21 protein-coding genes and 1 pseudogene are annotated in these 26003 nt (G+C 38.5%); 10 read left to right on the top strand and 12 right to left on the bottom strand.

Features of this window, described 5'->3' with window-relative positions; all coding sequences use genetic code 11:
* Window positions 1-52: 52 nt before the first annotated feature.
* A complete protein-coding gene (locus MKY06_RS11600; RefSeq protein ID WP_098399442.1) occupies window positions 53-1228 on the top strand; it encodes an alanyl-tRNA editing protein in 1176 nt (391 codons plus the stop codon).
* 41 nt (window positions 1229-1269) lie between these two features.
* Here MKY06_RS11600 and MKY06_RS11595 read toward each other — a convergent pair whose 3' ends face one another.
* From MKY06_RS11595 to recQ, 7 genes are all read right to left on the bottom strand, one after another.
* Window positions 1270-2190: a 1,4-dihydroxy-2-naphthoate polyprenyltransferase gene (locus MKY06_RS11595; protein ID WP_029321653.1), complete on the bottom strand. Its 921-nt coding sequence runs from the start codon at window positions 2188-2190 to the stop codon at window positions 1270-1272.
* Window positions 2191-2815: 625 nt separating this feature from the next.
* The gene (locus MKY06_RS11590; protein WP_098277847.1) at window positions 2816-5425 is read right to left on the bottom strand and encodes a helicase-related protein; all 2610 of its coding nucleotides are present in this window, start codon (window positions 5423-5425) and stop codon (window positions 2816-2818) included.
* 208 nt (window positions 5426-5633) lie between these two features.
* Complete coding sequence (locus MKY06_RS11585; RefSeq protein ID WP_098277846.1) at window positions 5634-6995, bottom strand: purine-cytosine permease family protein; 1362 nt, start codon at window positions 6993-6995, stop codon at window positions 5634-5636.
* A gap of 20 nt (window positions 6996-7015) precedes the next feature.
* The gene (locus MKY06_RS11580) at window positions 7016-8464 is read right to left on the bottom strand and encodes an aldehyde dehydrogenase family protein (protein ID WP_098277845.1); all 1449 of its coding nucleotides are present in this window, start codon (window positions 8462-8464) and stop codon (window positions 7016-7018) included.
* Window positions 8465-8546: 82 nt separating this feature from the next.
* On the bottom strand, window positions 8547-9530 hold the full coding sequence (speB, locus tag MKY06_RS11575) for an agmatinase (RefSeq protein WP_029321646.1): 984 nt from the start codon (window positions 9528-9530) through the stop codon (window positions 8547-8549).
* 217 nt (window positions 9531-9747) lie between these two features.
* Window positions 9748-11124 carry a sigma-54 interaction domain-containing protein gene (locus MKY06_RS11570; protein WP_029321644.1) on the bottom strand — a complete coding sequence of 459 codons (1377 nt, stop codon included), beginning with the start codon at window positions 11122-11124 and terminating at the stop codon, window positions 9748-9750.
* Between the two features lie 115 nt (window positions 11125-11239).
* A complete protein-coding gene (gene recQ, locus MKY06_RS11565; protein WP_013056957.1) occupies window positions 11240-13375 on the bottom strand; it encodes a DNA helicase RecQ in 2136 nt (711 codons plus the stop codon).
* A gap of 281 nt (window positions 13376-13656) precedes the next feature.
* Here recQ and MKY06_RS11560 point away from each other — a divergent pair, with 281 nt between their 5' ends.
* The 5 genes from MKY06_RS11560 to MKY06_RS11540 all read left to right on the top strand — a co-directional run bounded on the left by MKY06_RS11560 (window position 13657) and on the right by MKY06_RS11540 (window position 16303).
* Window positions 13657-14076 (top strand): hypothetical protein, encoded by a 420-nt coding sequence (locus tag MKY06_RS11560; RefSeq protein ID WP_029321639.1) that lies wholly within the window; start codon window positions 13657-13659, stop codon window positions 14074-14076.
* A gap of 338 nt (window positions 14077-14414) precedes the next feature.
* Complete coding sequence (locus MKY06_RS11555) at window positions 14415-14741, top strand: general stress protein (protein ID WP_013056955.1); 327 nt, start codon at window positions 14415-14417, stop codon at window positions 14739-14741.
* A 118-nt stretch (window positions 14742-14859) separates the two neighbouring features.
* A complete protein-coding gene (locus tag MKY06_RS11550; RefSeq protein ID WP_041816554.1) occupies window positions 14860-15117 on the top strand; it encodes a hypothetical protein in 258 nt (85 codons plus the stop codon).
* Between the two features lie 276 nt (window positions 15118-15393).
* The gene (locus MKY06_RS11545) at window positions 15394-15942 is read left to right on the top strand and encodes a DUF3231 family protein (RefSeq protein ID WP_098277844.1); all 549 of its coding nucleotides are present in this window, start codon (window positions 15394-15396) and stop codon (window positions 15940-15942) included.
* Between the two features lie 67 nt (window positions 15943-16009).
* Window positions 16010-16303: a hypothetical protein gene (locus MKY06_RS11540; protein WP_013056952.1), complete on the top strand. Its 294-nt coding sequence runs from the start codon at window positions 16010-16012 to the stop codon at window positions 16301-16303.
* Between the two features lie 25 nt (window positions 16304-16328).
* Here the strand turns inward: MKY06_RS11540 and MKY06_RS11535 are convergent, their stop codons facing one another.
* Together MKY06_RS11535 and MKY06_RS11530 are read right to left on the bottom strand one after the other, a co-directional pair.
* The gene (locus MKY06_RS11535; protein WP_098277843.1) at window positions 16329-18506 is read right to left on the bottom strand and encodes an FUSC family protein; all 2178 of its coding nucleotides are present in this window, start codon (window positions 18504-18506) and stop codon (window positions 16329-16331) included.
* 188 nt (window positions 18507-18694) lie between these two features.
* Complete coding sequence (locus tag MKY06_RS11530) at window positions 18695-19510, bottom strand: hypothetical protein (protein WP_098277842.1); 816 nt, start codon at window positions 19508-19510, stop codon at window positions 18695-18697.
* Window positions 19511-19688: 178 nt separating this feature from the next.
* On the opposite strand from MKY06_RS11530, the gene MKY06_RS11525 reads away from it, so the two are divergent.
* Window positions 19689-20627 (top strand): VanW family protein, encoded by a 939-nt coding sequence (locus MKY06_RS11525; protein ID WP_029321627.1) that lies wholly within the window; start codon window positions 19689-19691, stop codon window positions 20625-20627.
* Between the two features lie 73 nt (window positions 20628-20700).
* Here MKY06_RS11525 and MKY06_RS11520 read toward each other — a convergent pair whose 3' ends face one another.
* The 3 genes from MKY06_RS11520 to MKY06_RS11510 all read right to left on the bottom strand — a co-directional run bounded on the left by MKY06_RS11520 (window position 20701) and on the right by MKY06_RS11510 (window position 21831).
* Window positions 20701-20823: a YjcZ family sporulation protein gene (locus MKY06_RS11520; RefSeq protein WP_013056948.1), complete on the bottom strand. Its 123-nt coding sequence runs from the start codon at window positions 20821-20823 to the stop codon at window positions 20701-20703.
* A 188-nt stretch (window positions 20824-21011) separates the two neighbouring features.
* A complete protein-coding gene (locus MKY06_RS11515) occupies window positions 21012-21524 on the bottom strand; it encodes a GNAT family N-acetyltransferase (RefSeq protein WP_013056947.1) in 513 nt (170 codons plus the stop codon).
* Between the two features lie 82 nt (window positions 21525-21606).
* Window positions 21607-21831: a hypothetical protein gene (locus tag MKY06_RS11510; RefSeq protein ID WP_029321624.1), complete on the bottom strand. Its 225-nt coding sequence runs from the start codon at window positions 21829-21831 to the stop codon at window positions 21607-21609.
* Between the two features lie 146 nt (window positions 21832-21977).
* On the opposite strand from MKY06_RS11510, the gene MKY06_RS11505 reads away from it, so the two are divergent.
* The 3 genes and pseudogenes from MKY06_RS11505 to MKY06_RS11495 all read left to right on the top strand — a co-directional run bounded on the left by MKY06_RS11505 (window position 21978) and on the right by MKY06_RS11495 (window position 25936).
* Window positions 21978-23600, top strand: a complete 1623-nt coding sequence (locus MKY06_RS11505; protein WP_289914143.1) for a spore germination protein — start codon at window positions 21978-21980, stop codon at window positions 23598-23600.
* Window positions 23590-24813, top strand: a complete 1224-nt coding sequence (locus MKY06_RS11500; protein WP_063672855.1) for a Ger(x)C family spore germination protein — start codon at window positions 23590-23592, stop codon at window positions 24811-24813. The genes MKY06_RS11505 and MKY06_RS11500 overlap by 11 nt, the downstream gene beginning before the upstream one ends.
* Before the next feature lie 20 nt (window positions 24814-24833).
* Window positions 24834-25936 (top strand): annotated as a pseudogene (locus MKY06_RS11495) (GerAB/ArcD/ProY family transporter).
* Window positions 25937-26003 lie beyond the last annotated feature (67 nt).

Genomic DNA, 26003 nt, shown 5'->3' with positions numbered 1-26003 from the left:
TCTGATACTATAGAAAAAGTTAGATATGGTTTTACTAGAAAGGATGATGAACATGACAGAAAGACTTTATTATAGCAACCCCTACATAAAAACGTGGGAAACTGAAGTGATAGAGACACGCTCTCTTTCAAATGGCTACGCATTAACGTTAAAACAAACCGCTTTTTATCCAGAAGGCGGCGGACAGCCGTCTGACTACGGTAATATTGCCGGAATCGACGTGAAAGATGTGTATGAAGAAAATGGAGAAGTATATCATATCGTCAATACGCTCCCTGCACAAACGAACGTCACATGTGAAATTAACTGGCATCGCCGCTTTGATCACATGCAGCAGCATAGCGGACAACACTTACTTTCGGCTCTATTAATCGATACATATGATATTCACACCGTTAGCTTTCATTTAGGTAACGAAGCAGTCTCTATCGATCTGAATGTACCTCAATTATCTCATGAGCAGTTATTACACATTGAGAAAGTTGTAAATGACGCTATTCACAGCAACCGTCACATTAAAACGTACGAAGTGAAGAAAGAAGAGTTACATACTCTTGCGCTTCGCAAAGTGCCCGATCTAGAAGACGAAGTGGTACGCATCGTGGAAATTGAAGGCATTGATGTTTCTGCCTGCTGCGGTACTCATGTAAACCAAATTGGAGAGCTTGGCCTTATTAAACTTACGAAAACAGAAAAGCAGCGCGGCAATACACGCCTCTTTTTTAAATGCGGTATGCGTGCATTAGCTGATTATCAGCAGTCTCAAGAAATCGTAGCAGAACTTAGCAATAAATTCAGCACAAGCCGTGAATTAGTTGTAGAACGCATTAAAAAATTGGAGACTGAACAAAAAGAGCTGCAAAAACAACTAGAAGAATTAAAAAATGAAAATGCAGCTTATTTAGCAAGTGAATTAGAAAGCAAAAAAGAAGGTTCATTTCTGTACCATCACTTTGAAAACCGCACACTAAAAGATGTGCAAGCCTTGACAAAGCAGCTTCTTCAAACACCTGATACGACGCTTCTTTTTTCTTTTTCAAGTGATCAAAAAGTTTTGCTGGCTCACAGCGGCAGTGGGGTCAAATGCGGCGAACTTTATAAAGAGCTGCTTCCACTTTACCATGGAAAAGGCGGCGGCGGACCAAAACAAGCCCAAGCCAGCTTTTCATCTTCTGAAAATATGAACGCATTTATTAGCGCAGTAAAAGAAAAAATAACTGAAGCATAACAAAAAGCCTGTCTTTAAAAAGACAGGCTTTTTCCACTTAATCAGCTTACTAAATAGCCAATTAATAAGCCAATTGATAAAGTAAATCCAAAAAACGTATTTGTTTGCGCGGTTGCTTTCATCGCAATAAGCTCTCCGCGTACAAATGCTTGTACGGCTTGAATTGGCTTAGGTGCACTAAGAAACACTAAGAAAATCCAAGGGCTAATATCGAAGAATACCACTAATGCAACGGTCCAAATATACGCAATGCCAAACAAAGCAGCTAAAAATCTAATCGCATTTTTAGAACCTAATAAAATGGCTAGCGTACGTCGTCCGCCTTTTGTATCTTCTTCTATATCACGAATGTTGTTAGACAAATTAATCGCACCTACTAAAATCGCAATCGGAAGTGATACAAAGATGCTTTCAGACGTTACGGTATTAGTTTGAATAAAAAATGAAATCAATACGAACATGGCGCCCATGCAAAGACCTGAAAATAATTCTCCAAACGGCGTATACGCAATCGGAAGCGGTCCGCCCGTATACAAATAACCAATCGCCATACCTACTAATCCAACTAAAGCAAGCCACCAGCTGCTGTTTGCACATATATATACACCTAAAATAAGAGCAATTCCATAAGAAATCAGTGCTAAATTTAATACCGTTTTCGGTTTCATGCCGTGTCTGACGATGGCTCCTCCGATACCTACAGAGTCTTCTGTATCTAAGCCGCGTTTAAAATCATAGTACTCGTTAAATAAGTTCGTCGCAATTTGAATCCACAAACATGAAAAAAGCATCGCAAGAAACATCCAAACGTTCACATGGCCATAAAACATGGCTAGAACTGTTCCAATTAAAACCGGTACAAACGATGCTGTTAGCGTATGAGGACGGGTTAATTGCCACAAAATCTTCCCTTTACTGTACTGCTCGGCTGCAGCTTTGTTTTCTTTGTTATGACTTGTCATCATCCTCTTCCCTTCTATTACGAACCGTATCTCTATTTAAAAGTGCTGCTTTTAACATAACGAATGATAGCAAACTTACTCTAATACAATACACGTCCGCCCAACAAAAAAATCACGGAACTCTTTAAAATATCAGTTCCACTCTATATGATAATAATTTATTGCTCTTTTTACAAGATGACCGCTTATACATTTCCGATTTTTTTCTACAAAAATCTGCTTTGACGCAGAAATTCATAGGAAAAAGATAAAAAGCCTATCCGAAAAATAAGGTTGAGACATAAAGAAATGAATCCAATCTAAAGACGAGTAAATGGGATGCATGAGCTGAACCGCTTGTTACACCGCAGTTGATTTCCATGCAAGGCTTCGCTTTCCGCGGGCGGCCGCTGAGCCTCCTCGCCACTTATGCTTTTCCCGCACGAGCCTTAGCCTTGCCCTCCAATCAACTGCTAGAAGAAACGAAACAGATGAAACCTACGTTCACCATAATAAAAAAACGAATCACTAATCAAACATGTTGATCAATGGTTCGTTTTTCACTTCGGCTAAAATACTTTTGTCCCAGCCTCTTCCTTCAACTAACATACGTTTATACAAGCCTCTTTTTTATCACTACATCTTATTAATTAAAATCGTCGTCTCCATACCTTCTGCGGAATCTTTTATGAAAACACGAATCGCATATCGCATGATCATGATTCCAAGGAAGGTCTTTAGAACACGCACTACATGTTCTTTTAAATTTTTTCATATCTTTTCTTAATACGTTATGGATTTTATCTGTAAGCTCTTCTCGGACACGTTCCCAGTAAATAGCTTCTGGCCTTCTGTCCATTCGATATAGAAATAAAAGATGCAGGCCAATTGCTTTATAAGACAGCTCTAATTTTTCCAGTGAACCTTCTATCATCCGTGGTTCAGGTAACTCTTCTCTGTTAACAATCGCATTCATGCTGGCAACCCACTGCTTTTTCAAGGAGCTTTCTTTTGCTGAAAACGGCAGCTGCAAGTAGCCGTATAAATCAACAATGGGCATTTTCGCCTCAATCAGCGTGTCTTTCACTTCCTCATAAAGCTCACGTTCTTGTGCCAGGTTTGATTTTTGTGTACCTTTTGGATTTTTAAATTTAGCCCACATGTCAAAAAACGTTCCGAGGTCATGATGATATTCTTTAAATCTTCTTAGCATATCTGAAGTAGGCGCAATTGAAAATTTACTGATTTGCTCGTCTGTTGAAAATAACAGTTCTCTCATTTGCTTTGCATCTTTAGCGAATGCAACTTCTCCTACATTATAGAGACCCTTCCTTCCAGCACGACCTGCAATCTGCTTTAACTCTTGAGAAGTCAACAATCTCCTCTTTTGTCCGTCAAACTTCATGTTTTCTAAAAGGACAATTCGTCTAATTGGAAGATTTAACCCCATTCCAATCGCATCTGTAGACACAATGACATTTGTTTCTCTATTAATGAACTGCTCAATTTGTTTTCTTCTCGTTTCAGGCGGCATACTTCCATAAATCACGCTAACTTTGTGACCATCTTTTTCTAGCTTAGCCGCTGTCTGGAGCACTTTCTTACGCGAGAAAACAATTAAAGCATCTGCGGGTTTTACTTGTTCAATTTTGAACCTTCGAAGATCTACTTTTAAAGGTATATCTCTTTCGTACTCATGAATTTCTGAGATCACACCGTCTAACATCTCTTCTAACATACTTCGAATACTTAAACTCCCGATAACATGAACTTGTTTGGCATTGGCTCGAGTGATGGCTTTATACCATGAAAATCCTCGGTCTCTGTCTTGAATCATTTGTGCTTCATCAATTACGGTTACATCGCCATGTTCTAATTCACTAAACATCTCTACGGTACCGGCCATATGCTGAGCGTCTTCAACAATCTTTTCTTCTTCACCTGTTTTTAACGAACAAGGGACTCTGTCTTTGTTCAGCTTTTCAAAAACTTCTAAAGCTAACAGGCGAAGCGGCGCTAAGTAACTACCCGAAGCAGCTTTTTTTAATGATTTTAATGCCGTATACGTTTTTCCTGTGTTTGTATCACCGAGATGAAGGATGTATTCCGTTTCTTTTCTTGGGTCCATTTCGTATTCTGCACCAAAAATATAATTTAACTGTCGCTGTTCTTCTTCGATAAGCTTTTTCTTTTCCTCACGTTCACGTTCTTGTTGTAATCGTCTTTCTTCCAGTTGCTGTTGATATCTCTCTTGATGCTCTTCAATCGTCAAGTTGTGATCTGAAATTTCTAGTACATCAGAAAGCTTTTCTTCTACAAGCATTTTTTTATATTCATAGACCAAATCCGATAAATCACTTCTAAGTGCTTTTATAATATCCATTCGTGTTACCGAAGCATTTGTATAACATTTATATTCTTCTTTAAATGAAGCAGGAAGGTCATCCATAATCATAGTTGGAATAATTTCATAAATCTTATCGGTGATAAATACCTCGTATACATCTTCATACGTTTCAAACAAGATAATCGTTGAATATCTGTCTAATTCTGAGCTTACGCCGCCGGTGAGCTCTTGAAAAAAGTCATTAACCGTTTCATAATCATGACGTGTTAAATCGCCGTTTGCTATTAATTCATCTTCAAGCTCAGTATGCGGCGCATAGTTTTCAATATACTTTGAGTTTGTTTTAATGTCTTTTGACAGCTGATGGGAAAGCTGTTCTCTTATATGTAGGTAATACAGCCCTTTGTTTACTTCCAAAATAGGAGCTGCTTCTAAGTTTAACTGTAATTGATATCTAGCTTTTCGATCATTAATACTTTGCTGTCGTTCCTTCTCTTTTCTTTCTTCTTCTTTTTCGGCAAATTCAGCTCTTGCTTCTCCGTATAGAGATAGCCACTCCGCTTTATTGCCCTTTCCGTATTGCTCTTCTAGCCAAGAAAAAGCATTAAACTCTATACCTTTTCTCGTTTCTTTAGCAAATAACTTATCTATAGCTTGAGGTTTATACCCTTTCACCTCGAAGCCTTTCTCTGTTAAATATGACTTTCTGCTTTTTTTAGATACAGAAGAAACAACTGCTTTTCTCCACGTAGTCCCCCAGGCCTTTTTAATAAAAGAGTGTCTGTCTGTTAAATAAGTCTCAAAATCCGGACATTCGTCTTGTTCACCTATTACGTTTTTTATATCCTTTAGTAATGTATGTTTAGTTTTTTCAATGGCACTGCTTTGAATAGTCTCTAATTCGAGCATAAAATTCTCCTTTGGAAAGTTTTCCTACATTTATTATAGGAAAGACCCCTGACAGAATCAAATACATGTTATTACTTTATTTTTAGCTAGATCAAGAACCTCTCTTCTTCCTGCTTTTGCTTATTTCTTAGCTATTTTTAACACAAAAAGCTCCTTTAAATAGGAGCTTTTTGATTATTTTTGATAATTCAGTCTATTTAAAATTATATTAAGCATTTCTGTCGATTCCCTTTGAGTAAGGGATTGAGAGCTGCGAAAGTTTGGTTAACAATACATGCAAAACACCTGTAAATAAAAAAGCTAAGATTGTTGCGCCTGTGGCTAGCGGGTGAACGTACGTAAAATAGTAGGCAAATACAGCCCCCACTATGTAAGATACATACACACGAAGGTTAAAGCCTTTTGTATACCAGTATAGTTTATTTTCTTTTTCTAAAATAGCTGAAACGTCATAGTGTTTTCGGCAAATGATATAATAATCAACAAGAACAATCGCAATAATAGGAATAAATAATACGCCGATCATAAGCAGAAAGCTTTGAAAATTTGTCATTAACCACTCTTTTAATAAAGAGCCTAGAACTGTGACAACTCCCATGGTTAGTGCCGGTATCCAGAACCTCTGCTTTGGAAAAATAGATAAATAAGACATTGTCGCGCTATACAATACCATTACGTTGGTTGACAGCACCGATAAAAAAATTACGATGGCAGCTACTAACCCTAACAGCGGGCTATATGCACCAATTAAATTTACCGGGTCATACGTTTGCGTCATATTTCCGAGAATTGAAAAGCCAGAAACCGTTGCCCCTAACCCCATCGCAATTAGAGTTGCGACGTTATACCCTAAATAAGTTCCCGCAATGCCCGTTTTTTCAGATTTACAGTTTCGGTTATAATCGCAAACAATGGGAATCCACGTAAAAGCTGTAGCTACGACAATATCAAAAGCTAACATTCCTGTAATACCAGGATTTTCGCTTGCTTTCATTTGAATTAATTTTGCTGCATCAAATTCGATAAACAAATAGCTAAACACAACGGTTGCTAAAATGACCATAAGCGTAGCTACTAATTTTTCCGTTGCTTCAATGCCTTTATGTCCGTATATAGAAATAGCTACTACCAACACTTGAGTAAGAATTGTAAATAGATTGATATTGCTGTAACCTGTCAAAAAGGTAACGGCATGATTTAAACTTAGCCCTGCCATGTAGGCTTGAATCCAGGCCCAGCCGATTAATGTAATAAGATTAACAGCAGCAGGAAGCATAGCTCCTCTTTGCCCAAAAGCTGGTCTCATCAAAACCATGGTTGGAAGACCGGTTCGAGTTCCGATATTCCCCATCAACACGAGCGGTATGGCACCAACTAAAGAGCCAAGCACAATAATAAATAATGCCTTTAAAAAGGTCATATCGGGTACAAACAGCATTCCGGTAAAAACGGTCGTTACTACCACATTGGCTCCTATCCACATGGAAAATGTAGAGAAGAAGCCCATACTTCTTTTATTCATTGCAATCGGCTGCACATCATCATGGGCGAGACCACTTTTTGTTGTCATTCCTTTTCCACCTTTCACTTTTATTGATACCAATTGGCTCGAGCTAGCTTGGAATTTGTATTCACATGTTTTGTTTCAGTAAAAGCAGCTAATCCTGATGGACCTAACTCCCGCCCAATGCCGCTTTCTTTAAAACCGCCCCACGCCGTTTCAATATGAGGCGTATGGTAGCCGTTGATCCAAATCGTTCCCGCTTGAAGATGTTCAGCAACTCGCTCTGCTTTCATTAAATCATTCGTTAAAATTCCTGCAGCTAAACCAAATCTCGTGCCGTTGGCAAGTACTATGGCTTCTTCTTCACTTGAAAAAGATTGAACGGTAATGACGGGACCGAATATTTCTTCTTGTACGACTTTCATATGCTGCTCCACATCGACGAGCACAGCCGGCTTTATATAGTTTCCACCTTCGCAGTCAATTAACGTTCCTCCTGTTAATAAATTCGCTCCTTCTTCTTGACCTAACTTGATAAAATCCTGTATTTTGTTCAGATGCTCCGTGCTAATAACCGGACCCATCTCCGTTTCTTCTCTTAAGGGGTTACCAATTTTTATAGCAGCAACAGCCTCCATAAGAGCAGAAAGAAACGGCTTATAAATAGCTTCATCTACGAGTATACGCGATGAAGCTACACACACTTGTCCTTGGTTAAAAAATGAGCCAAATATTGTCCAGTCTACTGCAATATCAATTTCACTGTCTTCAAAAATAAGAAGCGGAGATTTCCCTCCCAGTTCAAGAGAAACTCTTTTCATCTCTTTTGCGCACTGCTGATAAATACGTTTGCCTGTTTCTGATCCTCCTGTAAAAGAGACTTTAGCTACGTCTTTGTGTTCAACCAGCGCACTTCCCACTTCACCGTCTCCTGTAAGTAAATTAAACACACCTTCTGGTATACCAGCTTTTTCACATAATGAAGCTAACTTTAAAAAAGAAAGTGGCGTTAATTCTGAAGGCTTAAACACCACCGTGTTTCCAGCTGCTAAGGCAGGAGCCAGCTTCCACATGCCAAGCAGCAAAGGGAAATTCCAAGGAACGATTAGCGCGCATACGCCGATAGGTTCTTGAATGATTTTACTGTTTGTATCGTCGAACATGTCCTTTGTCCACGGCTGATTTTCTTCTATTAAATTTGCGTAATATCTTAAACAATTAATCGTATCTTCAATATCTAACTGCGCTTCTTTTATCGGTTTGCCAGTATTTAATGTTTCTGTTTCAGCGAATATATTCGCTTCATTTTCTAATAGATTTGCTAGTTTCGTAAGCACCTCTACACGCAGTGACTTATTTTTCTTCCATTCACTCTGTTCAAAAGCCTGTTTCGCTTTACCTACCGCTTCCTCTACTTGTTGAAGCGACGAATCAAACACTTCCGCTATGATCTTATTGGTCGCTGGATTGAATATTTCTCTTTTACATGGTTTTGCTCGCTTTTTATCTACTGTTACATTTACTTGCTCGTTCATAGTCAAACACTCCCTATAGAGAACTCTTATATAAAAGTGGGAAGATAATAGTACCTTCCCACTTTTACTGTCTTCTTTATATTCAGTCGCGTGCTTTTACTAACAGCGCTTCTTCTTCTTTTGCTTTTTTTCTTAACGCAATAAGCGTGATAAATTCATAAACAATATTAGCGGCCGCTGCTGCTGTAATTTGTCCATGGTCATAAGCTGGCAGTACTTCTACTAAATCAAACCCGACAAAATTAATATTTGTTAACCCACGAACGAATTGAAGCGCATCGTCAATACTTGCACCCGATACTTCAGGCGTTCCTGTTCCCGGCGCGTAAACTGGATCTAAAAAGTCAATGTCAAACGATAAAAATACGGGTCCTTCTCCTACACGCTCATGAATAATTTCTAGCATTTTTTCAACGCCCAGTTTTTTATATTCATTTGTCGTATACAGAGCTAGACCTAAGTTCTTTGCATCTTCTAAATCTTCAATTCCGTACAGACCGCCTCGCATACCGATTTGAATCGAACGCGACACGTTAATTAGCCCTTCTTCAATTGCTCGTCTAAATACCGTACCGTGATTGTATTTTTGTTCAAAATAGCTATCCCACGTATCAGAATGAGCATCAAACTGTAAAAGCGCTACCGGCCCGTGCTTTTTCGCGATGGCACGAAGTTCGCCGAGCGTCATCGAATGATCACCGCCTAGTGAAATAGGAATAATTCCTTCATTCACAACCGGCGTTAACCCTTCTTCAATTTTTTTATATGTTTCTAAAATATATCCCGGAACAACTGACAAATCGCCGTAGTCAACGCCTGAAATGTAATCAAAAATATTAATCTTTTGTTCTGGGTTATACGGGCGAAGCAAAATGGAGAAATCTCGAATAGCTTCCGGTCCAAAACGTGCTCCTGTTCGAAAAGATTGACCTGAATCAAACGGAATACCCGTGACAATAAAATCCATTTCCGAATTTACTTGTTCTACATACGGAAGTCTCATAAATGTTCGAGGTCCGCAAAAACGCGGAGATTCAAATGAATTTTTCGGCTGATATTTTGGCATGATTTATTCCTCCTAATGGGTTTCATTCATTAGCGCCGTGTCAACATGTTAGATACTGACGCTTTTTATTTAGATACTTTTTATTAATGCAAAATGCATGCCAATTTTTATCGTCTTATTTCGTGCAATTATGGACGATTTTTAATTCATAATAGAATCAAAACAAAAAAACTGATTCAGTACGGAATCAGTTAATTCATTTTGAATTAAATTTTCTTTATTTAATATTGTACTTTCGTAAACGTCTTACAACCGTAGGCTGACTAATTCCTAATGCATTTGCCATTTCATACGTTGTTTGACACTGTCGATAAGCACGAATCAGCCAGTTTTTCTCCACTTCTGCAAGTGCTTGCTGAAGGGTCATTCCCTGAGAGGTTAACGTATCAAGAGTCTCCCATTCTTCTTTATCACTTTTGATCTTTTCTGTATAAAACGGCAGGTCTTTAGGCGAGATGCTGTTTTCATCCGTTGTTAACACAAGGCGTTCAATTGTATTTTCTAGCTCGCGCACATTTCCGGGCCACGGATGTTCAACCAATATATCTAATGCTTCTGCATGAAAAAATTTCTTCATTTTATATTTTTCATTTTGTTTATGTAACACATGATAAAGCAGTGCCGCGATGTCTTCTTTTCGCTCGCGAAGCGGAGGAATAGTAATCGGAATAACGTGTAACCGATAAAATAAATCTTCGCGAAATGTTCCTTTTTTGACCATTTCCTCAAGCGGCTGATTTGTTGCTACAATCAGCCTGAAGTTTACGTATTTGGCTCGTTCACTTCCAATTTTGGTGACTGTTTTTTCTTGCAGCACTTTTAACAGCTTCACTTGCATATCAAGAGGCAGCTCTCCTATTTCATCTAAAAAAAGCGTGCCGTTATGAGCTAATTCAACCTTTCCTATTTTCCCTTTTGTACTTGCACCTGTAAAAGATCCTGCTTCGTATCCAAACATTTCAGATTCAAACAAACTAGCTGGAATGGCTCCGCAGTTGATTTCAATAAACGGCTCTTCTTTTCGTTCACTTCCATAATGTAAAGCACGCGCAAAAGCCGTTTTACCAACACCCGATTCACCTAGCAACACAACCGTTGCATCGCTGTCTGCCACGCGATTAATAATGGACCATACCTTTTTCATCGCTTGACTTCGTATGACCATCTCATTTGACTGCTGTTCCCGAAGCTCTTCCATTTCTAGCTGATATGTTTTCATTTTCACTTCGAGCTGCTGATAATCTTCTTTTAAGCGCTGAAGCTCTGTTAAATCATGTGAAAAGCTAATTACTCTTTTCATACACTGATATTCATCATACACGGGAATACCGGTTGCCATTACAACTTTACCCGTTTCTGTTTTTTGCATCAGCTGTACTTCTTTCTTTTTCTTTAACACTTCAATCGTAACGGAAGGTGAAAATATCCCGCGGTCTTGCAATTCGTATACTGTTTGTCCGACCAACTCTGGCACGTCATACCCGTATATATCACGGCAGTTTTGACTCGCTCGTAAAATACACCCTTTTTCATCAGTGATAACGATATTGTCGTTAGAAGCATGCAAAATAGCTTCAAGCTCTCGTTCAATCATCTCAGTGCAGTACTCCTTTTTATTTAATCTGATTTTTCAAATATTTATATCTTCTATTTTATCAGTAAACTCCCTTATTCAACATAAAAAAGCTCCTTAAATAGGAGCTTTTTGTTTAAGACAGCTGCTTCATTTTTTGTTTAAACAGCGCTACTTTAATCATAAAATAGGTAATGTTTTCAGGTAATTCTTCTTTGATTGGTTTTAACTTTTCATCGCCTACTGAGAAAGCAGCTTCTAAAATAAGCTGTTCGTCCTCCTCTGAAAGAAAAGGTGACCAGTCAATTTCTTTTTCTTCTTCTGCGCATTTAAACAAATGATTTTCAATGGTAATGCGGCTCAATTCACGTTCTGCAGCAATTTCATCTAACGATTTTCCTTGCTGAAATAGCTCATACGTCATTAAGTGAGAGCCTTCTTTTGATGAAGCTCTTGCTTTTTTCGGAGCAGGGGAAGATACTTCTCGCTTTCGATCTGGATGTTTCTCACAAAACTGTTTGATTTCAGTCGTGAATCGTTCTCCGTATCGCTCTTGTTTTTGTTCTCCGACTCCTTTTACAGTGGCGAACTGTTCAAGAGTTACCGGAAGTTTTGCGCACATATCATGAAGAGTATCGTCTGAGAAAATAACAAAAGGAGGCACGCCCGCTTCGTCTGCCAGCTGCTTTCGAACGGAACGCAAATGAGCAAACAGCTCGTCGTCTTGGACAATTTGCTTCACTTCCATTTGTTCTTTTCTCATCACTTTTTCCGTGCCGAGAAGCACACCTTTTCCTTTCGCTGCTACTGATAAAGTAGGAAATGATCCTTGTCCTACTAAAATAAACTGCTCTGAAATCAAATACTCAATAAAATCGCTCACTTCTTTAGCCGACCGGTCGCTCATGACGCCGTACGTTTTCAGCTTGTCAAAACCAAAATCAACTACTTTTTTATTTCGTGAACCCGTTAATACTTGAGCAATCATCATTTTACCGAAACGTTCGCCCATACGAATCATACAAGATAATACTTTTTGCGTATCGACCGTTACGTCTATTTCCACACGATCATCCGTACAGTTGCTGCAGCGGCCGCACTCATGCGCTTCACTTTCTCCAAAATAATGAAGAATATACGCTTGCAAGCAGCCTTCTGTATGACAGTAGTTCACCATATTTTGCAGCTTTTCAAGATCTTGAATCTGCTTTTTAGGATTTGACGTTGACTGTTCAATCAAAAAGCGCTGCACGCGAATATCTTGAGGAGAATAAAGGACGATACACTCACTTGGAAGTCCGTCACGACCAGCACGTCCTGCTTCTTGATAATAGCTTTCCATATTTTTCGGAAGCTGATAGTGAAGAACAAAGCGAATATTTGATTTGTCAATCCCCATTCCGAAGGCAGAGGTAGCCACCATCACCTGCACATCATCTTGCAGAAAGCGGTTCTGCTCTTCGTCACGGCTGTTCCCATTCATACCAGCATGGTATTTTGATACATTAACTCCTGACTTTTGTAATCTAGCATGAAGCTCTTCAACATCTTTACGCGTAGCGGCATAAATGATTCCTGCTTCTTGGTCATTTTTACGGATATACTGCTCGATATAGCTGATTCGATCCTGGCCTTTTACCACAGCGAACGATAAATTTTCACGTTCAAATCCCGTCATCACCGTGTACTCTTCATTAATATGAAGAGCTCGACAAATATCTTCACGCACTTGAGGCGTCGCCGTAGCCGTCAGCCCCATCACAATCGGAGCGTTAGACAGCTTGCTGATCAGTTCGTTGATGCGTAAGTAACTCGGTCTAAAATCATGACCCCACTGTGAAATACAGTGCGCTTCATCTACCGCTACAAGCGGGATAGGAAGCATTTGAAGCTGCTCTAAAAACTGCGGAGACTCCAGTCGTTCCGGCGCTACATAAAGCAACTTATATTCGCCAAGTGCGACTTCTTCTAAGCGCTGCTGTACCTCCGTGTGAGTCAGCGAGCTGTTAATATACGTGGCCGGAATACCAGCTGCATTCAGCGTGTCCACTTGGTCTTTCATCAAGGAAATCAACGGAGAAATCACCAGTGTTGTACCTTCTAATAATAATGAAGGAATTTGATAACAAAGTGATTTTCCTCCTCCTGTTGGCATAATACAAGCGGTATTGTGCCCTTCTAAAACATAACGAATCGACTCTTCCTGTCCTTTTCGAAACGAATCATAGCCAAAATAGGACTGTAAATGTGTTAAAGCTTGTTCAAACTGCAAAATAGCGTCCTCCTTTAAAATAAGTAGAAATAGTAGTTGAGGGATCTATCGGAAGGAATTAAAACGTAGGGTTTTATTTTACCAAATCTTAAAAGAAGTTGCACAGAATTCGTTGATTTAAGGTTATAGCAAAAATGATAAGCGAAAAGCCCTCAATTTATAACTCTCTTTCCTATTACAAACAGTTTACAAACAGTCTTTTTATGTATGTCAGGACTCCTTTCCTAAAAATCTTTCCCCATTCCATTCTTTTTTCCTGTATACTTAAGAATAGGAAAGAGGTGCTTATCACGAGACATCCTGTAGAAACGATTTATTATTTAGAAAATCCACAGCGTAATATTTCAACATATGCTTCCACAACTCAGTTAACGGTTGAGTCTGTTGTGAAAGATGTGTTTGGTGTTGCTTGCGTAGCAGATATTAAAATTATGCTCCAATATAATAAAGAATTCCGCAAAAGTATTAGTCAATTACACAATGCAATGGACGATGATCTTACGTTAGAAATGGTTTTTCGAGTTGCTTCAAAAGAAGATTTGCTTCGATTTAAAAAAAATTTACTTGAAAGTAGTTTAGATGACGCAGAAACGTCAATAGACTGTCCATTCAGCGCAACCATTCAATTACAAGATGGTCGATATACATGGAACGAGTCTACTTCTGTTTATGAAAAACAAAAAGAACGTCTTTCATCTTAAATTTCTCATGTATGCAAAAAGCCTGGATCTTAGCTGTTTAAGATCCAGGCTTTTTGCAGTTTGTACTGTACCTTAAAAGGTCAAAAAAAAAAAAAAAACGATGCAGGAAAAAGGCTAACTAAAGCTTCTTCCCGCTTATCCTTCACCAGATTCTCCTTAAAAATAAAATCGTTTTTCCTTGTTCTTCTATATTAGGCTTTTTAACTCAATTTCATAAAATAGGTTTTATCTCTTCCAATAACGTGTATACACAAAACAAGGAGATAAGTTACTTAAGCTTCTCTTCATTACTCAACGTATTCAAGAAAGTTGGCTATCATACAAGGAGGTTTTTTGAAATGGTAAATGTAAAAGTAGTTGAAAATGGCGTACAGGCAAAAGATACAATTGAACAATTTTTGCGTGAAGGATTTACAAAAGACGAAGTTTATTTACTTGCACACCATCAAGATCGCTCCGAGGATTTAACAGCTGCAACAAATACAAACAACATCGGTCTTTCTGAACAAGGTGTTTTTGATGCGATTGCGAATGTATTTCGTTCTCGAGGAGACGAGCTTCGTGCCAAGATGCGTTCATTAGGATTATCACAGCCGGAAGCTGAACGCTATGAAGAAGAATTAGATCACGGTAAAGTCATCGTCGTTGCATCAAAAGTTGCTTAATCTAAAAGCCCTACAGCAGGGCTTTTTTATTTTTGTCTTCCTCCCTTTTACCCTTTCATTAAAGAAGTCATTCATACATATGATTATGAAGATAAGAGCTACTGTGAGGAGTGATATATTGATTATAGGAATTGAGTACACAAAACGTGTGAAAAATGGATTAGTCGTTAAAAATATTCCTTACAAGATACACGATAAACCCTGTGATGAAGGCTGCTGTAAAAACGATAAAACGATAGGCGTCAGAGACAAATTAAGGGTTAATTGGCTGTTGAATGTTTTTATGCCTAGCAAAAATATAACGGTATTTGATTATAAATATTGGTCAGAGGATTTAACTTCTTTATGGAGAGAGCATCGGAGAAAAACGATATAACACATCTGATAAAAAAATCTCCTTAATGAGCAAGGAGATTTTTTTCTATTTACTTCATGTTCTAGCCCTAACATATTTAGTACGCATTGCCGCAATTTTTATACCTTTAGATGTGGTGACAGTAAATGTACTGTCATCATTATAAATGGCTGCGTGAGATGCTTTTTCTTCCACTCATCATAATCAATTTTATATGTAGCATTTCTTAGCTGTGTTTATCCTTTTCTGCTGAAGGTAATAATGGAGATGGATAAACTATATAAAGGGTGAAAAGTTATGATTAACGTCATTGAGACACTACTTGATTATATAAAGAACTTTTCTACAGATGATTCGCCCCCTCCCCCACATATTGGTGAGGCTATGGGATGCTGGTTATATTTCACTGCTTTAGCGGAAGAAGTACCTGCCTTAGAAACCTGTCTTAATACAACAACCAACAGTGAACTGCTTAAGCTTATTCAAGACTCAAAAAACCTGGCTGAATCTCAGATTGATACCCTAAAGAAATTAATGGTTAAAGAAGGAATCCTGCTTCCTGAAATACCGGCTACCAATCCCAAATCCGACCCTAACAGCATTCCATTAGGAGCAAAAGCAACGGATTCTGAAATCGCTAACTTAATATCTGTAAAAGTTGCCTCTAATATCGTCATGTGCAGCACAAATATGGGACAGTCTATTAGAACCGATATTGGATTGATGTGGCTAAAATTCCACACTGAAAAGGTCATATTAGGATCAAAAGTGAAAAGTCTGATGCAGCAAAAAGGCTGGCTTAAAATTCCACCTTATTATTATTCACCTGGAGCACCTCATAACTAACTGAAGTGTTTTAAGGTAAGCAGCATAGATAACCTTACATCTAACACATTTAACGAGGTGCTTGAATATGGATTTCCCTACAATTCATACAAATTTTTGGGACGCAGTCATTGGCGTTCCTATCGTATTAATCGTGACGCAGCTGATCAAATGGCTTTTCCATCCTAAAAAGCAATATGTTCCGACTATTGCTTTAGCTGTTGGCGTGCTTTTTTCAGTATTTATCAGTCATCCTCATCATATTATTGCCGGCTTGTTTATGGGATATTTTTATGGATACGCTGCAATTGGCAGCTATGCCGGTCTTAAAACAACGTGGAGAACGATTAGAAAAGATACGTCTCCTTATTCATCAGACTAAAAATCAGCGAAATATTCGCTGGTTTTTAGTCTTCACTACTTATTTCTTCTGCCCCTAGCTCTTTGGCTAAGTGAACAACCGATTGATTGATTTTCCATACGTAATAAATGTTATGCAGCAGCTGAAGATGCTGTAAATTTCTTGATTGAACGGACGTATCAAAATAATCTAAAGATTGTTCAATCTTTTGTCTTACATCTTCAAGCGTGTATACATACGTTCCTCTTTCTCCTCGTAACGCTTTTTCAAGCTGAGTGAAGTTGCTTGCTACTTTCTCTTCCACTTCCTTTACTACGCCATGAAATTCTGCTTCCTTATAAAAAGCCCCGTTTCTAGTAGAAGAAGCTACCAAATGCTTGGCGTAATAATTAATGGCGGTAAAGACGGTCAAAAATTGCTGAAGACGTGAACGGCCAACGAAACCTTTGATAATAGGATCTGAATCGACATGAAGCTGTTTTAGCTTTTTTTCTAATTCCATTCCTTTATCAGCTAAATTGGCCAACGCATACTGCTTCGTAAAACGATGCAAATAAGTGTGAACAAATTCTTTTAAAGCCGCTACGTATTCTACTGAGGTGTCGGTTATTTTATCTCTTGTTCTTTTAGGAAACACAAGAGCAGATACGGCTAAACCAATTCCAACTCCTACAACTGTATCTAATACGCGAGCTAGTAATAAACTCTCTGAAATCCCCCCAAGAAGCATGTCATACATAAAGGCGAGCATCATCGTAATCCAAAAGCTCATAAACGAATACGTAATAGGAAAGAAATAAAAAGCCATAAATACACAGATAAAAAGCAGCGTTATTTCAAGTATCCCGGGTGAGACAAAGCTTGCGACAACAAAGCCAACAGCTGCTCCTAAAAGCGTTCCTACGCTTCGCTGCACGGCTTTTACAAACGTACTTCCTATCGTTTCTGTACCAAGAAGCACTAGATAGCCTGCTAACAGCGCCCAATATTGATGCGATGGAGATAAAAAAGAGCCAAATATTAATGTGGCAACAGCGGTGATGACCGCTTGAATAGACTTTTTCGTAGATGGTTTTAATCCTTTTTCTTCATCATTGTCCTCTTCGCCTTCTTTTTCTTCCGCTTCTTTTTGAGGCTGTTTTTCTTGTTTCACAATTGCTTGCTGCAGCTCATAGGCTTCATCAATCACGTGATTTGATATCGTTTCGATACGGCGGATTAAGTAAAGCCAGTCTTTATACCTTTTATCTTGAGGTTCGAGTTCACTTAATTTTTGGCGCAGCTCTTGCAGATGCTGAGCTGCATCCGTTAAGGAATGAGTAGGATTTTCATTTAATACTTCTGCTTCGCGAATCGATTCCACTAGCTTTAACAGCAGCTGCTGAATGTCAAAATGATTAAATGCTTTTAATTCACTGAGCTTTCGAATCGCCGGGGAATATGTCTGAAGCAGCATAACTGTATCAAATACATAAAGGCGCATCTGTTCAGCTGTTACGCCAGGCCATATGTCGTGGGGATCTGTATTTCCAAGCTCTTCTGATGCTACACGGGCATACTCTGCTAGTTTTTTAATATTGCGGTTATATTGTTTGATTTGAGCCGGTTCAATTTGTTTCTTTTGAATTAACTCAATAATTAAATCAAGCACCAAATTCACTTGAATATGAAATGATTTCATTGAAGACCTCAGCACGTTGGCAGGCCGGTCTTTAAAGATAACAAAATTATAGATAAATGCACAGCAAGCTCCTACTACAACGCCAGCTAACAGCCACGGCAGCTGAGAAAATGTGACGTGTAAAATAGAAGCAAAATAAAACGACATAAATGCTACCATCGACAGGGAAAAATAGCGAATACCAAATTTCTGTAAATAAAAAGACAAAAACACCAACAGAACAAGAAAAATATTTTCTGCTTGTCCATATCGTGATAAAAACGAGCCAATTCCGAGAGAAACGGCGCTGGAAAGTGCTACTAAGCCTGTTGTCACTTTTTTTGCTTTTGTTGTTTCATCATTCACGACCAATATACCCATCAGGCCGATTACACCTGCTAAAATAGCAGCGGTAATTTGTGAGCTTCCCGCTGCTTTTAATACGATCAGCATAATAACGACCGCTGTAATGACGCTGATCGTAGCTTTAGAAGCTGTTTTGAGCCTTTTTCGTCCAGGGTCTGCAGCAACTAAGCGGCTAAACCAATATGAAAAAATAAACACCCTCTCCTTTCTTGCTGTAGAGTTCTTTGTAGAAAGAGTAATATTATTACTTATACCCTTTTTTATTCTTTTCTATCGTATGTAAGCACGTTTTTACACTATAACATTGCGAAGGACTAAAGAGCTAAACAAATGCTTAAAAACACATCTGTTTTCTGTCAGATGTGTTTTTAAGCATTAATCAGTACTTACAATGTAAGTGAAGAAATTTCCCACCCGTTTGTTAACGGGTTTCTTTTTAAAGTAAAAACCATCGTGGTCTTTTGAGCCCCTTTATCTTCGTAATAAATAAGGCAATCTACGGCGATTTTCTCTTTTGTTTTATACTTTTTTGCATGAAATAAGTCCGTTTTATAATAAATAGTGGAGATACTATGCAGTTTTGTCCATAGCTTATGCTCTTGCTTCACGCGCAAAACCGGCTGCATTAAGGCATCGTCATCTTGCTTTAATCCTGTTAAAAACATATTTACGACTTCTGCCGGCTCAGCTTTTAATGCATATTCATCAAGCTTTCCTCCTGCTTTTAATACCATTAACTGATGACCTGGATCCACATTTTGAGACTTGTGAGTCGTACTTCCTGCAAAATGAATGCAAAAATGACCGGGGAACCCATTGTCAAGCGCACCGGCTCCGTGAGGCATTCCGTTCATGGAAGCTGCAAGCATTTGACCTTTAAACGGAATGAGAACAGCTCTTCGGTTCCAGCTCCATTTCCCATTATATAAGTGCTTCATTATTTTTGTATCTTGGCGTGTAAGCGGCTGAACATCTGCATGGTGTGAGCCTGCTCTTCGCTGCACATAAAAGTAAAAACCAGTTTCTACATCGATCACTTTAAATTTTTTCCCCTTTGGCAGTAAGCTTTCTACACGTTTCCACTTTAATACTTTTCCTGTGTCACTTACGGGAAAGTACGTAAGGTTTTCTTCTGCTTTCATCTTTTGGGGATGCACAAAAAAACTAATAAGCATAAAGACTAAAATCATTAATTTTGTCATTGTCTACCCTCATTACCTTGTAGTTTCTCTATGTAATATGCGAAAGTACACATACAATTATAAATAGAAATTTTTACACGCTAAGCTCATGGAAAATAATACAAAAAAGAGCTTGTGAATCTTATACATTAAACGGTTCATTTTATTCATACTAACAGGTGAAAGCGAGGTATATGATATGAATTTCACTTGGATGGTTGGACTTTTAATGCTCATTCAACCTCTTTCTACACAAGACCACCTATCTATTACTCATGACGGTAACCCAATTGAACGGATTGAACGGGACAAAGTGGCCGTGCCTCTTCTTCCTGTACCTATGGTTGATCTTGATCGATACAATCTTCTTCTAAAAGAATTGGATAAAAAAACATATAGAGAGCCCATAAATGCCCGCATTGATAAAAGCGGACAAATTGTTCCTGAGCAAGCGGGTGTCAAACTATATCATAAAGATTTTGCGAAGAAATTTTATACTTATTTTTTTAACGGCGGTACGTCAACATTAGAAATCCCGACGCTTCCTGTTCCGCCTCGCGTGGATAAGGAGCTGCTTGCAACGATTCGAATTAAGCAAATCGGTCATTATCATACGTTATTTAACCCTCATAATAAAAATCGTTCTCACAATATTTCCCTTGCGGCTGAATCACTAGACAGCAGCGTCATATTTCCTGGGGAAGTTTTCTCGTTTAATCAAACCGTCGGAAAAAGAACGGCAGCCAAAGGGTATATGCGTGCGCCAATCATTGTAAAAGGAGAGTATTCTGAAGGAGTTGGAGGAGGAATTTGCCAAGTTTCTTCTACCTTATTTAACGCCGTCGATAACGCTGGCGTAACAATTACGCAGCGTTACTCACATAGCCGCAGTGTTTCCTACGTACCTCCTGGGCGAGATGCTACCGTGAGCTGGTATGGACCTGACTTTCATTTTAAAAATACGTATAGTGATCCTTTGTTGATTCGAGCGCAGGTGCACGGCGGAGTCGTAAGCGTAGCCGTTTATTCTACCGATGCGATTGAATACAAGCCTCGCCGCGTGCCTTGGGCTTCTATTAATCAATTGCAGAAAGAGAAAAAAATTGAATCACATGTTGATACTGAGCCTGCCGATTAATCATCTCTTCCAGCTTTTTATAATGAACATAAAAAAGCCTAAAGGGTATCCTTTAGGCTATTCAGTGATATAATTAGCAGCCGTAGCCGCCACCGTAACCACCGCTATAACAACTACATCCGATAATTACTAATAGAATAAATAATACAACTAATAAAGCGAAACCAGAACCAAATCCACATCCAGCATTAGACATACAAGCACTCCCTTTCAACGTAATTTTCTGTTGCTAAAACAAAGAAGGTTCAAACATGGGGTGTTTCTCATGGATAGGTTATTGTATGTCTGCCTAGACGTTTTGGTTTGCTGTTCTGCTCATTTTTTTAAAATTGGGCTTGTTTTCGTCTTTATAACTCGGAAAATGCAATTCCGTAAAAGTAAAGCTCATTTCCACTCTTCCTTTAAAATCGCGTAATAATATTCATCCCACCATCCTTTTTCAGTTGGAATACATTTTTTAAAATACCCTTCTCTTCTCATCCCAATCTTCTCCATAACACGATAAGAAGACGTATTCTCAGGTTGACAAGTAGCAATAATCCGATGCAGTTTCATTGTGTTAAAGCCATAGTCCACTATTGCTTTTGCCGCTTCTGAAGCATATCCTTTCTGATGATAGAGAGAATTAAATACCCAGCCAATTTCATAAGTATGGTTGCCAAAATAGTTAAAAAAGACGATATGACCAATTAGAATTTTTTTGTTTTTTAATACAACTGGAAAATTTTTAACATTTTCTTTCATATTTTCATTTAAAAATTTCTTCGCATCAGTCTTACTAAAAACACCTTCTGGTATATACTTCATGACATTAGCATCAGATGTATATGCGTAGACATCTTGCCAATCTTCATATTTAAATTTGCGTATTAGTAATCTTTTAGTCTCAATGTTCATGTGGTTCTCCCCTATCTCAAAGCTATCTCTCTATACGCTTGTTTCGATAGTGAAGATATAAAAACCTCTTTGCACCAAGTTACTATTGCTTTTGTTGACGCTTCTTTAAAACAAGATAAAGTGACTCTGCGAAAAAGAAAAACAAAAGAGAAAAAAGGACAAATAATTCGGCCACTTCCATTACACGAAACGGGCTTAAAGCATTGTATAGTGCCTGCAGTACGTTTGTTCCTTGAAAAAGATCAATTCCTACAGAAAGAGCGATCACAGATCCAAATAGCAGCAGGCTAACTCCAATAATTTTCATCATTTTCTCTCCTCACCTAATCATTACTTACCTCATAGGGTCGTCATTTTTATTTACCGTCATGCAAAAGATATTTTGTTAAAAATTACATAATTATACGGTTTTTGGTCAAATTAATAAAAACTATAGTAAGGGTGCTTTCATTTATGCCTTCGTTCTTTAAAAATCAAAAATCTAAAAATAAACTTCAACCTCAGGCAGATCAAACAAACAACGAACAAACAGTGTCTTCTCTTAAGAATCTGCTGTCTGAAAACCTTACCCTCATTAAAGAGAAAACTGGAAACAGCTCAGATATTGTGATTCGTCATTTTAAAATAAGCGTCAATAACAGCTTGGCTGCTGCTATCGTCTACATAGAAGGGATTGTAGATAATCAGGCTATTCAAGATTACTTACTGCAGTCTCTTATGAAAGATAATCAAAAAAACGACCTAAACGATCAAAATGCATTAGAGTTAATTTCCGAAGACATCGTAACAATGGGTAACGTATCGTTTGCAGACAACTGGAATGATTTACTTTCTTCTTTAATGTCCGGTGACAGCCTTCTTATTGTCGACGGCATAAACCGCGTACTCAGCGTGAGTACACAAGGCGGTGAAAAGCGTGCCATTGCAGAATCTACTACTCAAATGGTAGTGCGAGGACCAAAAGGTGCCTTCACTGAGTCTATTGGCACAAACTTAGCCATGGTGCGCCGAATTATTAAAACACCCGACTTATGGCTAGAGTTGATGAAGATTGGCCGGGTAACTAAAACGGATGTCACTCTTATGTATATTCATGGCATCGCAAACGATAAAGTTGTAAAAGAAATTCGAAAGCGATTAAAAAACATTGATATTGATAGTATTTTGGAATCAGGTTATGTTGAGCAGCTAATTGAAGATCAAACGGTCACTCCTTTTCCAACTATTTATAATACAGAAAGACCCGATGTGGTGGCGGGTAACCTTTTGGAAGGAAGAATTGCTATTTTTGTGGATGGAACTCCTTTTGTACTTATCGCTCCAGCTTTGTTCATTCAATTTTTCCAATCGGCTGAAGATTACTACGCACGCTTTGATATTGCGACGTCCATTCGTCTTTTGCGGGTGTTTATGTTTATGATTTCACTTATCGCTCCTGCTATGTATGTGGCGGTTACGACATTTCATCAAGAGATGGTACCCACAACGCTTATTGTAGCTCTTGCGGCACAGCGAGAATCCGTTCCATTTCCCGCGTTCGTGGAAGCTTTTTTTATGGAAGTCACCTTTGAAATTTTGCGTGAAGCAGGGATTCGTTTACCAAAAGCTATCGGCTCTGCTGTATCGATCGTTGGAGCTCTTGTTATTGGGCAAGCAGCGGTCCAAGCAGGGATCGTCTCACCAGCTATGGTTATTATTGTATCGATTACAGCCATTGCTAGCTTTGCCACACCGTCTTTCGATATGGCTATTTCAGCGCGTTTAATTCGTTTTTTATTTATATTAGGAGCGGCTACATTCGGTTTCTATGGCATTATCCTTATTCTTTTAATGGGGGTTGGACACCTGTGCAGCTTACGTTCATTTGGTGTTCCTTACATGACGCCATTAGCACCCTTTATTCCTGTAAGCAATGAAGATACATTGCTTCGGTTACCTTGGTGGACGATGAGAAGAAGACCTAAATTAATTAGTGATAACAAAGTTCGTCAAAGCAAACATCAAAAGCCTGAGCCTCCTTCTTCAAGAGGCATGATTAATCAGGAAATGGAAGAAGATGATCAAAATGAAACGTAAAAGTTTATTTTTACTGGTAATGACCATAATGATGGTATTGCTTACTAGCTGCTGGAGTAAAAAAGAGTTAACGGACCTTTCATTTGTATCGGCAATGGGCATTGATAAAACGAAAGACGGGCGGTATGAGCTTACCTTTCAAATTATTAACCCGGGAAATGTAGCTGGCTTACAAGGGGGCGGCGGTACTCAAAGTCCGCCTGTTACGATCTATTCCGCTTCCGGTGATAATTTAGTTGAAGCAAGCAGACGCGCTTCAGCTAGAATTTCCCGAAGACTTTATTATGCCCATACCAACTTAGTCGTGATCGGAGAAAAACTAGCGCGTGAAGAAGGAATTAACATTCTTATTGATTCTATTGATCGCGATCCTGAGTTTCGAATTACGACTTCCTTAGTAATCGCAAACCAATCAAGTGCTGCTGATTTGGTAAAAGCACTAACGCCTGTCGATAAAATTCCAGCAAACAAAATTATGAAAACGCTGGAGTTCACTCAAAGAAAATGGGGAGAAAACCTAAAGGTTTCCTTTCAAGAAGTGATGAGATCTCTCGAATCTCCCGGAGGAGAAGCGCTAGTATCGGGTTTTCGTTTAGTTGGAAATCCTCAACAAGCAGAAAAATTAGATAATCTCCAGCAAAGCGCACCAGAAGCTACCCTTCGTGCTTCTGGCATTGCTGTTTTTAAAAATGGAAAGTTAATCGACTGGTTGTACAATAGTCCAGCCAGAGGCAGTGTTTGGATCCTTGATAAAATACAAGGAACCGATATTAATGTAGATTGGAAAGGAAAAAAAGAAGCGCTTGCCTATCAAACAGTTCGTCAAAAAACGGATGTATCTGTAAAAATGATAAAAGGAAAACCTTATGCGTCCGTTCATACTCGTGTAGAAGGCGATCTTGGAGAAGTGGAGGTCCCTGTTGATACACGTCAACCTGCTGTAATCAAAAAAATGGAAAAAGCTGCAGGTAAAGAAATAAAAAAAGAATTACAAACGGCTATTAAACAAGCTCAGACAGACAAAGTTGATATCTTTGGATTTGGAGAAGCGCTGGAACGCACGCGCCCCAATCAGTGGGAAAAACTCAAATCAGAATGGGATGACGTTTACTTTCCAAAATTAGATGTAGACGTTACGGTAGAAGCTTATATTCGCCGAACAGGTCTGCGCAATAAATCATTTCTTTCTAGCGTAAAAGAAAAACAACACTAAGACAAGGAGGTACTGGGTATATGGAAAAAGCAAAAATTAGCGCCACTCAATTATTTATTCTCATGGTTTTATTTGAACTGGGAAGCGCTCTATTAGTCCCTCTTGCAATGGGAGCGAAACAAGATGCGTGGCTAGCTATTTTAATTGGAATGCTGTGCAGCTTTTTTTCTTCTTAATCTATCATAAACTCTATTCCTACTATCCGGACCTCCTGCCTACAGAGTATATGCAGAAAATTTTAGGTAAGGTACTGGGAACACTTCTTGCCTTCATATATATTGTGTATTTTTTATACGATGCATCGCGAGTTCTGAGAGATTTCGGAGAGATGCTTCTTACTTTTGCTTATCCGGATACGCCTTTATTTATTGCCAATGCTTTATTGATGCTGGTCATTATCTATATAACCCGAAAAGGAATTGAAGCAATAGCGAGGTCAGGAGAGCTTCTGTTTATTTTTATGTATTTTCTGGCTATTGCAGGCTTCATCTTAATTATTAGCTCAGGATTAATTGATTTTAAGAACTTACAGCCGGTATTAAAAGAAGGAATACTTCCTGTTGCCAAAGTTGCTTTAACCGAAACGCTGTATTTCCCTTTCACAGAAGCTATTGTATTTACCATGCTTCTGCCTTATTTAAGCAACCCTAAAAAAGCAAATGTCACCATGCTATGCGCAACGGGATTAAGCGGAATTAATCTAATTATTACGATGATCATTAACATTAGCGTGCTTGGAGTTGATTTGACGACAAGATCACAGTTCCCTCTTCTGAGTACTGTCCAAACAATCCAAGTAGCTGATTTTTTAGAGCGTCTAGATGTATTTTTTATGTTCGCTATGGTTATTGGGATTTATTTTAAAGTTAGCATCTTGTTTTATGCTTCTATAATAAGTACAGCTACTTTATTTAAAATTAAATCTCCTTCACGTCTGGCATATCCTTTAGGCATCATTGTGTTGTTTTTGTCGATTACGATCGCTAGTAATTTTCAAGAGCATCTTTATGAAGGATTGCACGTAGCAAGATTGCTTTTACATATGCCACTTTTTGCTGTCGTACCTATACTGCTTCTGCTTATCGCATTTTTTAAGAATAGGAAGCGGCAGCAGAGACAATAACAATAAATTTGCAGTTAGTGAGGTGATTTTCGTGTATATATGGTTTTATGATCATTTTGTTAATACC

It is taken from the genome of Priestia sp. FSL P4-0332 (assembly GCF_038005845.1).
Lineage (GTDB): Bacteria > Bacillota > Bacilli > Bacillales > Bacillaceae_H > Priestia.
This window is presented reverse-complemented; position numbering and strand designations above follow the sequence as displayed.